This is a genomic window from Leptolyngbya sp. AS-A5 (assembly GCF_039962495.1).
Lineage (GTDB): Bacteria > Cyanobacteriota > Cyanobacteriia > Leptolyngbyales > Leptolyngbyaceae > Leptolyngbya.
Window position 1 is genome coordinate 35,562 of the sequence record NZ_JAMPLL010000026.1, and the last position, 13,727, is coordinate 49,288.

The window sequence follows — 13,727 nt, forward strand, 5'->3', positions numbered from 1 at the left end:
AGCATTGATCTTAAGAGGAATGTTAAAAAAAATCTTCCCCCGTATGGTAGTTTGAAAAACACAATGTTCCGCCAATCGTCATAAGTCATGGGGCTAAGAAACTCTCTCTGGCTAAGAAATTATACTGCGCCATTTCTTGCAGCTGGGTTAGCGCTCCTGCTCACCTTGCTGCTACGATCGCTGCTCTATCCGACGTTGCTTCCCTTTTTCTATGCAGCAGTAGCGATTAGTGCTTGGTCAGGTGGAATGATGGCGGGGCTGATCGCGATCGGCTTATCGGTGTTAGCCATTCAAGTCTTTTTGCTTGCCCCAATTGACGCACTGCCGACTGCCCTGAGCAGCGTTACACAACTTGGAGCTTTTGTACTCGTCACAGGGTTGATTAGCTCTCTCGCTGCCGAGTCTCGTACTAAACGGCAGATAGAAATCCTGTATCAACAAGTGCAAAAACAGTTTGATGTCTTGAATCGCATTCTAGCGGCATCGACCGATCATATTTATGTGTTCGATCGCTTAGGTCGCTATTCCTATGTGAGCCAGGGAGGCGCTCAGATTTTGGGATTTCAACCGGATGAAATCGTGGGGAAAACTTGGCGTGAGTTAGGATTGCCAGCCGAACTCATGGAGCGAGTAGATGCCCAGCGAGAGCAAGTGATACAAACCGGGAAGCCCCTCAAGGAAGAAACTAATTTTGCGACTCCTGATGGCATTCGATATTACGAGTATATTTTCACACCTTTGCGAACCTCAGGAAGCATGGTTGAGGCAGTTGTGGGGGTTTCGCGTGACATCACTGAACGCAAGCAAGCAGAAGCTGCCTTGCGAGAAAGCCAAGCGCTATTTCAGAATTTTATGCAGCATAGCCCAGCTACAGCCTACATCAAGGATGAAGCAGGACGTTATCTTTACGTCAATCCGTTAATTGAACGAACTTTTGGGCGATCGCTCGATGAATGGGTGGAAAAAACCGATTTTGATTTATTTCCGGCTGAAGCAGTACAGCAGTGGCGGCAGAATGATTTGCAGGTGTTGACTGAAGGCAAAACGCTGCAAGTCACCGAAATTGCTCCACAAGCAGATGGAGACCATTACTATCTTTCGTTTAAGTTTCCATTACAAAATGCTGCCGGACAACAGCTAATGGCGGGAATGTCGATCGATGTGACCGAACAAAAGCGGGCTGAACAAGCGCTAGCAGAAAGCGAACACCGCTACGCCCAAATTCTCAACTCAGTTCAAGATATGGTATTTTGCAAGGCTCCCGGTTCCGTAGTGGTCTACGCAAACAAAGCAGCCTGTGATTACTACAAAATGACGGTTGAGGAACTGCGCGGTGTTACCGATGTCCCCTTTAACGAACTGGATTTCACTCAACAATATTTGCAAGATGACCTGAAAGTGTTTACAACCGGAGAACCCGTCGAAGTTCTAGAAGAGCCAAACCGAAGAGCAGACGGAGAAATCTACTACTTCCATACGATCAAAACTCCGGTTTTTGACACTCAGGGGAATGTGACTGAGTTAGTAGGGGTATCGCGTGACATCACAGAACGGATTCGAGCAGAGGCGGCTTTGCGAGAAAGCGAGGCTCGGTTTCGAGCCGTTTTTGAGTCGAATATGATGGGCATTCTGTTCTGGAGTGTCGATGGGTTATTTACCGATGCCAACGATGTCTTTCTTCAGATGGTCGGCTACACTCGCGACGATTTAGCACGGGGAGCCGTGCGTTGGGATGAAATGACTCCATCGGAATACCGTTCTTTAGACCAGCACGCTTTGGCAGAGATTCTCGATCGTGGTGTCTGTGTTCCCTATGAGAAAGAATATCTCTGTAAAGATGGGAGCCGTTTGCCCGTTTTGATTGGGGGTGCGTTGCTGCAAGGGTTTACCGATCGTGGTGTTTGCTTTGTGCTTGATATTACCGATCGTAAGCAAAAAGAGATCGAACGGGCGCAACTGCTGGAGCGGGAACAGAAAGCCAGAGCCGAGGCAGAGCTTCAGCGCAGTTATTTATATTCCCTATTGATGCAAGCTCCTGCCCATATCTGTATCCAGCGCGGAGCAGACCATGTGTTTGAGTTTGCCAATCCGCTCTATAGCCAGTTAGTGGGTGGACGAGAGTTAATGGGTCATCCGGTGCGCGAAGCCTTTCCTGACCTGGAAAGACAGGGCTTTTTTGAATTGCTTGATCAGGTGTTGGAGACGGGGGAACCCTTTATCGGTAAAGAAGCGGCAGCCGAATGGGATCGACTGGGTAACGGCACCTTAGAGGAAGGATTTTTCAATTTTGTGTACCAACCGATGCGAGGGATTGACGGCAAGCCTGAGGGCATCATGACCTTTGCATTTGAAGTCACCGATCAGGTACTGGCACGGCGGCAGGCAGAAACCCTGGCAGAAAATTTACAAATTCAGCAACAGGCGTTGCAAGAGAGCGAAGCCCGCTTTCGTCACTTGGCAGATACCGCTCCTGTCTTAATCTGGATGTCGGGTACTGATAAGCTCTGCACCTACTTCAATAAACCTTGGCTAGATTTTACGGGACGGACGATCGAGCAAGAGTTGGGTAACGGTTGGGCAGAGGGAGTACATCCTGACGATTTTCAATATTGCCTAGAAATTTACACAGGTTCGTTTGATGCGCGTCGGGAATTCAAAATGGAGTACCGTTTGCGACGGTTTGACAGTGAGTATCGTTGGGTGCTTGATCATGGTGTCCCACGCTTTACACCGGATGGGGAATTTTTGGGCTACATCGGTTCTTGTATTGATATTCACGATCGTAAACAGGCAGAAGAACAAATCCGCCGCCTGAACGAGGAACTAGAGTATCGCGTCAAGAAACGCACCCAACAATTACAAGCAACGAATAAAGAACTGGAAGCGTTTTCTTATTCGGTTTCCCACGATTTACGCGCACCCCTGCGGCATATCAATGGCTTTATCGATCTGCTGCAACGACGGCTAGGAACTTCCACTGCTTTAGATGAAACCAGCCAGCGTTATTTAAGAACCATTACTGACACCACTAAAGAAGCTGGCAGGATGGTGGATGATTTGCTGGCATTCTCCCGGATGGGACGAACCGAAATGCGACTGACAACACTAGATCTCAATCAGTTGTTGCAGGAAGTGCGGCGAGAGATGGAGCAAGATTTGGAGGATAGAACCATTGATTGGCACGTTGAATCCTTGCCTGTTGTTCAGGCTGATCCTTCAATGATGCGCTTAGTGTTACGCAACCTATTAGAAAATGCTGTGAAATATACCCGTACTCGGACTGAAGCAATCATTCAAATCAGGAGTACCAGCACTGAGAATGAGACCATCGTCTCTGTGCATGATAATGGGGTAGGCTTTGATATGCAGTATGTACATAAACTTTTTGGCGTGTTTCAACGGCTGCATACTAATGAACAATTTGAAGGAACAGGCATTGGGCTAGCCAATGTGCAGCGCATTATTCACCGTCATGGTGGAAAGGTTTGGGCAGAAGGAGAACTCGATCGCGGTGCTGCCTTTTACTTATCCTTGCCCAACACCCCGCCGAAGGAGGCGACATGGAACTAAAGCGAATTTTATTGGTAGAAGATAGTGCTAGAGATATTGAATTAATTCTGGCAGCCCTTGCAGAACATTGTTTAGCGAACGAAGTCATCGTTACACGAGATGGAGAAGAGGCTCTAGATTATTTGTATCGGCGTGGGATTTATCGCTTACGCAGTGAAGGGCTTCCGGGCGTAGTGCTCCTGGATTTGAAATTGCCTAAAGTCGATGGACTAGAAGTGCTGAGCAAGTTAAAAGCTGACCCAGAGTTGAAAGCTGTGCCTGTGGTCATTTTGACTTCTTCACGAGAAGAAAAAGATTTGGTTAGTAGCTATAACCTCGGTAGCAATGCTTATGTCGTTAAACCTGTAGACTTCCATGAATTTGTCGAAGCGATTAAGGAACTAGGGTTGTTTTGGGCAGTGGTGAATCAACCGCCGCCTGGATCCCTTCCCCCTGCCCGCGCTGCATCTTGACGTTAGGATTACATATATTTATGCTCCGTTTTTTATTACTTGAAGATAGCGCGATCGATGCCGATCTCATTCAAGCAGTTTTGCTAGAAGGGGGATTGGAAGTTGACCTTAAATTAGCTCAAACTCGCAACGATTTTATAACAGCCCTTGACTACCAGGCGTTCGATCTGATTCTGGCAGACTATTCACTCCCTGGCTTCGATGGATCGTCTGCTCTTGAAATTGTTCAGGAACAGTGTCCGGCTATACCCTTCATTTTTGTTTCCGGGACGCTCGGAGAAGAAGTGGCAGTAGAAATGCTGAAAAGCGGTGCAACCGATTACGTCCTGAAACAACGACTAGAACGGTTGATTCCTTCGGTAAAGCGTGCTTTGAAAGAAGCGGAGGAACGGGCTGCTCGCAAAGATGCAGAAGAAAGACTGATCAATTATGCAAATCGCTTACAGACGCTATCAGAAACTTCTCGCAGCTTTTCCGAAGCGATTTTGGATTTTCAAACTCTACTCAATACAGTGTGCTGCACCATTGGAGAGTTACTTGGGGATGCTTGCATTCTGCAACTTGTTTCTGATGATGAACAGTGGCTTCAGATTCCGGCAGTCTATCATCGTAATCCTGAAGTGGTGACGCGAGTACAGCAGGCTGCCAACGCTTTCCCACAACGGATTTACGAAGGGCTGTCAGCTCAGGTACTTCAAACTCAGCAGCCTTTGTTTCTGTCCACGACGACTAATGCAGAACTACAGGTTTCGACACAAACGGAAGCCTCCTACCTAGAGCAATTTACAATCCATAGCCTCATGATTGTGCCACTCCGAGTCCGAAACCGGAGCATCGGCAGCCTCAGTTTGATTCGAGAGACACCTGATAAATCCTATACGATCGATGATCAAACGTTTTTGCAAGATTTAGCCAATCGCGCTGCGCTTGCGATCGACAATGCTCACCTTTATCAAAGATCCCAAGAAGCCAATCGAATTAAGGATGAATTTCTGGCGATGCTCTCCCACGAGTTGAGATCGCCCCTGAACGCTATTATCGGTTGGTTGAGTTTGCTGCGGAGTCGCCAGTTTGATGGAGCTACAACGACTCGCGCTCTAGAAACCGTGGAGCGGAATGCCAAAGCCCAAGCAAGACTGGTTGAAGATTTGCTTGATGTATCCCGTGTTCTTCAAGGCAAACTTCGTCTCACCCTTCGTCCTCTGGAACTATTACCTGTTGTTGAAGCTGCGATCGACACCGTGCGCCCAACGGCTGAGGCAAAAAACATCCAATTGCACCTAGCTCTAGATCCTCAAATCGGGAAAGTTTCGGGCGATGCAGAACGTTTGCAGCAAGTCATATGGAATCTCATGAGCAATGCTGTGAAATTCACACCAAAGGGAGGACGGGTTGAGGTCAAGCTAGAAAAAGCTGGCACAGACGCGGATGGGCAATCTGCTCTCGCTTTCGATGCCCAAATTACAGTATCCGACACCGGACAGGGGATAAAATCTGAATTTCTTCCCTATGTCTTCGATCGCTTTCGCCAAGCAGATAGTTCAATTACCCGGACTCATGGCGGTTTGGGCTTAGGTCTAGCCATTGTCCGCCATCTCGTCGATTTGCATGGAGGACAGGTTTTTGCTGATAGTGCAGGTGAAGGCAGAGGCGCAACCTTCACCGTAAGGCTGCCACTGCTGGCTCCAAAACCGGATTTCAGACGAACCCAGTTTAACTCTCTTGAAATTGCCACGATTGATCCATTTCACTGTGCAGCTCGCTTAAACGGGCGACGGATTTTGATCATTGATGATGATTTGGATGCTCGCTTCTTATTGCTCTCGGTCTTAGAAGAATGTGGTGCGGAAGTTGTCACTGCAACATCAGCGAGTGAAGGGCTCTCAGCCTTAACCAGTTCTGGGAACTCATTTGACTTGCTAATTAGTGATATTGGGATGCCCGGTGAGGATGGATATACTCTCTTACGACGGGTACGCTCGCTGCACGTAGAGCAAGGGGGGCAGATGTCCGCAATTCTGAAGAACGCTTGTCGTATTCCTGCGATCGCGGTGACTGCATATGCCAGAGAAGAGGATCGTCAGGCTGCGCTCTTGGCAGGTTTTCAAGCTCATCTTGCGAAACCAATTGATCCAACTCAGCTTATTCTGTTAGTTGCAGATTTGGTCAGTCAAACAGCAAGCGAAGTATTGTTCTAAAGCAAAAGAATTTGAACCTTTCCATCTCTAAATAATCACCAGTTGATAGGATGACAGGTTGCTAGGAGTCTTTCTTTTTGCTCTCGGGCAGGACTTGTGCAATTTCTCCCATTAATTCCTCTGAACCAACTGGCTTGGCAAGATGTCGCTGAAACCCAGCCACTAAAGCTTGTTGTTGATTCAGCTCACTCGCATAAGCCGTCAGCGCAATAGCTGGAATTTGTCCGCCCTGTTTGGGAGAGGGTTCCCGGACTCACTGCATCAGGGCATAACCATCCATTTCAGGCATCCCAATATCGGCAACAATCAGGTGTGGCTTTAATTGAAGGAGCTTCTCGAGTGCTTCCGTTGCCAGGGATACAGAAATCACCGTTGCTCCTGCTTGCTAAGATAAATTGAACGAGTTCAAGATTATCCGCTTCATCATCAATCACTAGAACATAAACGCCTTGTAGATTAAAGATTGCTCAACCTCTATCCTGCACAAATTCTCATCATTTTTGTGCTCTTAAATATGGGCTCGCTGTCACCCCTCTAAACTTCGCCATTCAATTCTCACCTATCTTCATGCTCGTAATAGGAGGCAATAGTGTACAACTTTATTTTCAGGAGCTTCTACAACTAATCTAAAGCTGTGCGCAACTTCATTTTCTAACGGATCAGAAGAATGAATCTAACTATTAGCCTTTTGGGATAATTCGGTGTACAGCTTTATTTTCAACTTACAGCCGCGCTTACCCTGAAATACGAACGCCTCGGAAGGGAAGAGCCCGCAAGATATTGTGAGATTGCCTTGACCACTGCCCCATTCACCGTCACACTCCGAAACTTCCCGGTCTTGCTTTGCTTGACCCGCAGCACATCACCGGGTTGAAGTAGGCGCACCTGACCCATCGTGAGCGAAAGCAGTTCATTGGCACGGAAGGCAGTATTGATACCAGCACAAACAGACAAAGATCCCGTGGCTGGTCACGCAACAGTTTCTTGATCCGGTCGATCGCCTTCTTATCCCGGATCGGTTCAACTGTGAGAAGAGATCCCGGAAGCGGATGATGAGGATTTTCGCCTTTTTGGAACGCGATGCCATCCTGCAGCAATTGATAGAAGGGGTTATCGTGACCGATGTGAAGGGGCGAATTACGTTTGTCAATGATGCCGCCTCACGGTTGCACGGAGTTGCCAAGCTCGATGTTCTACCGGAAGACTATAGCGAGATGTATCATCTCTACACTGAAGAAGGACATCCTTATCCTGCAGCAGAGCTACCTTTAAGTCGAGCTGTGCTCAAAGATGAGGTCGTGAAAGAGGCACGCTGGCGGATTCGGCGATCAGATGGGACAGAGATTCTAGTGGAGGGCAATGCTCGCCCCGTCTACGATGAGCAGGGCAGAAAAATTGCTGCGGTACTTACCCTGCGAGCATTATGAAGTGAACAATGGGGAACTCATCGCCTGTTCCGATTGAACACGAGTATGTCAACTAATTTGTGTCAAAGATCAAAATCAAGGGGCATGTCGATAGTTACGGCAGTGCTTCTCCAAGCTGACCCACATCATCCAGAGTCAGGTCTCCTTTTTCTCCAAGAAGAGCAGCGACAGCCGCATGATTGAGGGGTCGGGAGAAAATGTAGCCTTGCCCATTCTCACATCTCAACACCTTCAGTTGAGCTAACTGTTTCTTCGTCTCTACACCCTCGGCGACCACATCCATCCCCAGATTCCAGGCTAAGGTAACCACAGTGCGAATAATTTCCATTTTTTCTAAATCGTCTTCTACATGGGTGATGAAGGAGCGATCAATCTTCAACGTATCCACTGGAAAGCGGTGTAAATAGCCCAAGGAGGAATATCCTGTTCCGAAATCATCGATCGAGAGATGCAGTCCTAAGTCTCTTAGTTTTTGAAGCATTTCAACCGCTGCATCCGCATTTTCCATCACCGTGCTCTCTGTAATTTCTAGCTTTAAGCACTGAGCACTGAGTCCTGTTTCTTGCAAAATTCTCTGAACTTGATCCACTAAATCTGATTGAGCGAACTGTTTGCTGGAAACATTAACACTGATAGTAAGGGGTGGATTTGTCGGAAACTGAATCTGCCATTCCCGCATTTGACGGCAGGCTTCTCGCATAACCCACCAGCCGAGTGGAATAATCAATCCAGTCTCTTCGGCGATTGGAATAAACTCGGATGGCATAATCAAGCCGCGCTTCGGATGCTGCCATCGAATCAACGCTTCCAACCCGTTGATTCTGTCATTTCTGATGGACACAATAGGCTGATAATAAAGCTGAAATTCCTGATTCTGCAGCGCTCGCCGCATATCATTTTCCATATGCAACAGCGCTACTGCAGAATCGTGCATTGAGGGGTCGAACACTTGATGGCGACCTCGACCCAGCGCCTTTGCACGATACATCGCCGTGTCCGCATCTCTCAACAGGTCTTCCGGTCGCTCATAACTCGCTGTACCGAGAATGATACCAATACTAGCGGTTGCGAAAATCTCCTGCCCATCTAAGTGAAAAGGATGCCTGAGTGCCTGTTGTACACCCTCAGCAATCTCAGTAGCGTCTTCATCCTCTTGAATATCATCTAGCAAAATCACAAACTCATCTCCACCGAGACGGGCAAAGGTATCACCCGGTCGTAAGCGCTCACCCAAGCGTTCAGCGATTGCCATTAAAAGCTGATCGCCAACCATATGCCCCAAACTATCGTTAATCACCTTAAAGCGATCGAGATCGATAAACAGGACGGCAAAACAGTAATCCGCATGGCGTTTAGATAACTGAATTGCATGTCCTAAGCGATCCATAAACAAGATGCGATTGGCTAGACCGGTTAGAGAATCGTGTAAAGCATCATGTAAGAGCTGTTCTTCTGCTTGCTTCCGCTCGGTAATATCGGTCTGAGAGCCGACCATCCGATATGCCTTGCCGTTCTTATCCCGGACGACAAAGCCGCGGCTGAGCATCCAAAGATACCGCCCATCCTTGTGCAGCAGGCGATGTTCGCTTTCAAACTGCGTTGTGATTCCCTCAATACAAGCTGCAATCTCTTGATGCACTTTCACCGTCTCTTCAGGATGAATCCGATTCAGCCATTCATCAGGATGATTCGCAATTTCGCTGTCCTCATACCCCAGCATCGATTTCCAGCGCGATGAGAAAAAAACTTGGTTCAGAACTAGATTCCAATCCCACAATCCATCATGCGTGCCCTGAATTGCTAAAGCATAGCGCTCTTCACTTTCGCGCAATGCCGCTTCGACCAGCTTATTCTCTGTAATATCTGAAACGGAGCCCTCATAGTAAAGCACCTGATTGTTAGCATCCCGCACGACTCGGGCAGCTTCCGAAATCCAAATCACGCGACCATCCTTGCGATAGACTTGGGACTCAAATTTTGTGATTACATCCTGCTGCTGCAATAAGGTGATAAATTCTTTGCGACGATTCCGATCTATGTATAACTGATGCTCGATGTTGGTCAAAGCCCTGAGCAGTTCTTTAGGTGAGCCATAACCATAAATTTGGGCTAGAGCGGGATTCGCGCTGAGGTAGTGTCCATCTGGAGTGGTTTGAAACAGTCCAGTGATCGCATTCTCAAAAATGCTGTGGTATTTTTCCTCAACTTGTCGCAAGGCTGCCTCAGCGCGTTGACGTTCTATGAGAAATAAGGCTAACCGTTGCACTAAGAAAAGCATGATGCCACCACCAATGATCCCAATAACGAATAGGGATATTGTGAGATAGCTCAGGCTTTTCCTGCCTTGGTGGTAAATCTCGCGAGGAGTATCGACTCGTAATAGCAGCGCTGGTTGATGGTAGAGATCACTCAGCAGGACGTGTCCCTCAATGATCTGTTCGCTCACGGGGCGGACTAGCATTGGGGAGCGAGTTGTCAAAGCAGGACGTACTGCTTCAAAATCTTTGGGAAGATTGCCTTGAAGCTGCTGGACGGTAAGCTGCGATCTCGTCACCTCAGAGAGCCGTTGAATCGCATTGGCATCTAAATAACGACCAAAAATTAGCACCCCTCGAATCGGTCCTTTACTCTCACTCGTCAGAATGGGTCTAGATGCGATTAACATTGGACCGGATGGCAATAATATGATTCCTGCCAAGTTAGTGCCAAGAAGGGGTTGCTGAAGCAGTGGATCTTCAGCTGAAAGGTGTTCTAAAACTTTGGGTGGAATGGGCAGTTTGCGTTTGTGTTGTTGATCGAATCCCGTTCCGAAAACGACTCGCCCTGAGGGTTGAACAAACAGCACTAAATCCACCTTCAAATTTGCCAGTGCTTCTGGAACCAGGTTGGATTTGATGTAGTTGAGGTTGCCATCCTGAACGAAGGTGTAGGTATCATTCCAGGAAGACCAGTCTGCAAAACGGCTGCTGAAGTTCTCTTGAGTTTGAGTAAAGACACTTAGAACTCCCTGGATAGACTGACGCGTACTCCGGGTTTCTGCATCGCGAACATGACGCATTAAAATGGTTGATGAGACAGTGTACACGGTACTTAGTAACCCGAGAAAGGTAATGCCCACGACGAGTAACGTCTTCTTAGGAGTGATCATATCTTTGCTTTCATCTCGGTGTTAACCCGTTTCACAGGAGTGCTCAGGGATTTTCTACTTGCAATACATTAAGATTTCCCAAGCATGCTGGCTCGCAACCACAATGAGTTCACTCAAGTTAAGCAGGGGCTAAGATGTACAGTGACTTTTTATTTGTCGTGGAGATACATTAGTGTCGTTCAAGAAACAGAGCTAGACCTGGCTTACTTTTCTGCCTAATGCCAACTTGGCAATCCTGGTGATCTAAGGCTAGGCTGTTGAACGAACATGTTCTGCAATCCTTGAATAGAGAGGATTTGCTCAGCGACATAAATTTGTCTTGATGCCATCTAATTTGGCACTGTACAAATCTCACTGGGGTCTGCTGGCGGTTTCTTCGGCGGTTGTTCAGAGGCTGAGGTTTCTTCTGTCATAACGCAGTACCTTCTAATGTCCCACTGTAGAGAACTTGAAATTTCTCTGTTCAGAAGATGAACAAGCCACAGCTCCCGCTTGATCCGGACCAACTGTCATCCTCTGAACTTGATGCTCAGAGTGAAGAGAAGCTGCGTCAGAATGCGTCCAACAGCAGAGATCGCCACATTTCAGTAGGTGGAAATGTGGAAAGGAGTGCAGTTATCTCAGGTGATAGCAACACCGTAGTGATACACAACTGCAATCAAGCTCCATCAATTCCGCGATCGTCTACCGAGCAAAAGTTGCTCAACCAGGTCAAAGCAGAGGTAGCTTCTCGTCTGCAACAGTCGTTGCACAATGCCATCTTCATTAATCTCATCAAAGATGCCCAGCCCACTCAAGTTGCCCGACTTTGGGATACTGATGTCAAGATCGGGTCTACTCCACCCCAAGCTTTGCCAGAAAACACTACGATTTTGCAGGTGTTTGATCGGGCTGACATTGCGGGTAGGCTACTCATTCTAGGGAAACCCGGAGCAGGTAAGACGACAACTCAACTAGAACTGGCAAAAGACCTTTGCGAACGCTATGAGCAGCAGTCGAATTACCCGATTCCAGTGCTGTTTAATCTTTCAACCTGGAAGACAACGACCCGATCGATACCGAGTTGGCTAGTTGCAGAACTGAACTCGAAGTACGGTCTTGGGCGAGATATTGGGGTTCAATGGCTCAAAGAGTTTAAGCTGTTGCCTTTGCTTGATGGACTAGACGAACTTGACTCGCAACGACAACTGCCCTGCATTCATGCCATTAATGAATTCATCAGTGGAGAAAGCGCACCCTCCTATCTAGTTGTAGGAAGCCGCTTTGAGGAGTATGAACGACTGAACGCACCGCTTCAGCTCAATGGGGCGATTTGTTTGCGGGAACTGATCGATCGTCAGATTCAGAACTACCTTGCAAGTGCTAATCGATCTGTGCTCTGGAATACCATTGCTGGAGATGAGTCCTTGCTGGAGTTCGTGCGTCCACCGTTGCTTTTGAGCATGGCGGTTCTGGCTTATCAGGGAGAGGCAGAATTAGAATAGCAGCGCTTACAGTCATCTAAAGCGCGATTGAACCATCTGCTGGGTGGCTACGTCAGGCGGATGATAGAGCAGAGTGCCTTGACTCAGAAGGGCAAGAAAAAACGCAAGCCGCAGAAAAGCTACAGCGCCAGACAAACTCGGCTATGGCTCACCTGGCTAGCTCAACAGATGGAGCGCGAGTCTCAAACCGAGTTTCTGATTGAACGAATGCAGCCTTTCCGGTTGCTGAGTTAGCCGCTGCAAACAAACTATAAAAGCACAGCAACATGGATTAGTGCGCTGATTGTTGGGCTGATTATTGGGCTGGTTTTTAAGCTATTCCTTATGGGTAGTATGTCGGTTTCATTATTTGGGGGGCTAACTGCGCTATCTTTTGCATCGGCGCTGCTAGGTAGGCCGGATAATTTTCTCACTGCAGAAACGGTCAAATCATCGATTTTAGAATTCCTGGAGTGGTCTTTAGACGCTAAAAAAGGGCTAATTTGGCTACGTTGGGGGCTAAGAAGCCCGCTAATCTGGCAAAAATGGGGTCCGCAGGATAACACGATATTGTCCATATCGATTTCTGAATCTCTAGGCTGGTCTAGGACAAGATTTAAAGCAGGGCTGATGAATGGGTTGAGTAATGGGCTACTGGTTGGACAGGTGTTAGGCATAATGGTTGGACTACTTGCTGCACTAAAATCCGGATTAGGTTTTTGGCTATTTTTTTTGGTGATTTATGGGCTGAATTTTGGGTTAATTATTGGGCTAATTTTCGGATCGATTAGCGGGCTAATCGGTGGACTAATATTTGGGCCGATTTATGGGCTATTTGCTGGACTGGTTGGTTCAGAAGTAGACCAGAAGGCTTTTCCAAATCAGGGAATCTGGAAAACACTATGGAATGGTTTGGGACGAATGCTAGCGGGTGGGCTGTTTATTGGGCTATTGATTGGGTTGGCTTCGGGACCGATTTTTAGTGTACCTGTTCTAGTCAGTGTCCAGTTTTGGGCAGTGTTTGCTGGGTTATACGGTGGATTGTTTGCTGGATTTAGGGGTGGGTTAGGCGATTGCATTAAGCATCTCTCCACATTGTTTTATGTCGCCAAGGCTGTATTCCCTGGAATTACGCTCATCTCCTTAACTACAGCATCGATCGCCTACTCCTTCAACGAGTCGGGGGGCGATATCGTTTCATACACAAGTTGCTACAAGAGCATTCTGCAGCGATGCCTTTTGAGAAACCTTAGTCGCAATGCACCACCATTGCCTGCCTTGTGAACTGAGGGAGCAGCACCAAGGTACATTCAGCAGGATAATCTTCGACAGCAAATGCTGCCATTTAAACAACACTAGAGTTGTTGGGAAATAAGTTGTAGAGTTATGAGATTCCTGCTTTTTGCCATCAGCTTAAGCAGCGAGCAAGTAAAAGTTCCATAGTCCAGCAGCAGTCAGCATGAGAGGGT

Annotated in this window: 8 protein-coding genes; 7 read left to right on the top strand and 1 reads right to left on the bottom strand. The window is 47.6% G+C overall.

Translation table 11 applies throughout. From position 1 onward, the window contains the following. The first annotated feature begins 87 nt into the window (after positions 1 to 87). The 4 genes from NC980_RS21010 to NC980_RS21025 all read left to right on the top strand — a co-directional run bounded on the left by NC980_RS21010 (position 88) and on the right by NC980_RS21025 (position 7,647). Positions 88 to 3,570 carry a PAS domain S-box protein gene (locus NC980_RS21010; RefSeq protein WP_190377421.1) on the top strand — a complete coding sequence of 1,161 codons (3,483 nt, stop codon included), beginning with the start codon at positions 88 to 90 and terminating at the stop codon, positions 3,568 to 3,570. After that, complete coding sequence (locus NC980_RS21015) at positions 3,561 to 4,022, top strand: response regulator (RefSeq protein ID WP_190377422.1); 462 nt, start codon at positions 3,561 to 3,563, stop codon at positions 4,020 to 4,022. Before NC980_RS21010 ends, NC980_RS21015 begins: the two co-directional genes overlap by 10 nt. A 20-nt stretch (positions 4,023 to 4,042) precedes the next feature. Then, on the top strand, positions 4,043 to 6,220 hold the full coding sequence (locus tag NC980_RS21020; RefSeq protein WP_199298579.1) for a response regulator: 2,178 nt from the start codon (positions 4,043 to 4,045) through the stop codon (positions 6,218 to 6,220). 1,049 nt (positions 6,221 to 7,269) lie between these two features. After that, positions 7,270 to 7,647, top strand: coding sequence for a PAS domain-containing protein (locus NC980_RS21025; protein ID WP_348254065.1), 378 nt, complete (start codon positions 7,270 to 7,272; stop codon positions 7,645 to 7,647). 94 nt (positions 7,648 to 7,741) lie between these two features. On the opposite strand, the gene NC980_RS21030 is transcribed toward NC980_RS21025, so the two are convergent. After that, positions 7,742 to 10,795 (bottom strand): EAL domain-containing protein, encoded by a 3,054-nt coding sequence (locus tag NC980_RS21030; RefSeq protein WP_190377423.1) that lies wholly within the window; start codon positions 10,793 to 10,795, stop codon positions 7,742 to 7,744. A gap of 470 nt (positions 10,796 to 11,265) precedes the next feature. Between NC980_RS21030 and NC980_RS21035 the strand changes: the two genes are divergently transcribed. The 3 genes from NC980_RS21035 (at position 11,266) to NC980_RS21045 (ending at position 13,542) form a co-directional block, all read left to right on the top strand. Beyond that, a complete protein-coding gene (locus NC980_RS21035; protein ID WP_190377424.1) occupies positions 11,266 to 12,279 on the top strand; it encodes an NACHT domain-containing protein in 1,014 nt (337 codons plus the stop codon). A gap of 27 nt (positions 12,280 to 12,306) precedes the next feature. After that, on the top strand, positions 12,307 to 12,513 hold the full coding sequence (locus tag NC980_RS21040; protein WP_190377425.1) for a hypothetical protein: 207 nt from the start codon (positions 12,307 to 12,309) through the stop codon (positions 12,511 to 12,513). Between the two features lie 375 nt (positions 12,514 to 12,888). After that, positions 12,889 to 13,542, top strand: coding sequence for a hypothetical protein (locus NC980_RS21045; RefSeq protein WP_190377426.1), 654 nt, complete (start codon positions 12,889 to 12,891; stop codon positions 13,540 to 13,542). Positions 13,543 to 13,727 lie beyond the last annotated feature (185 nt).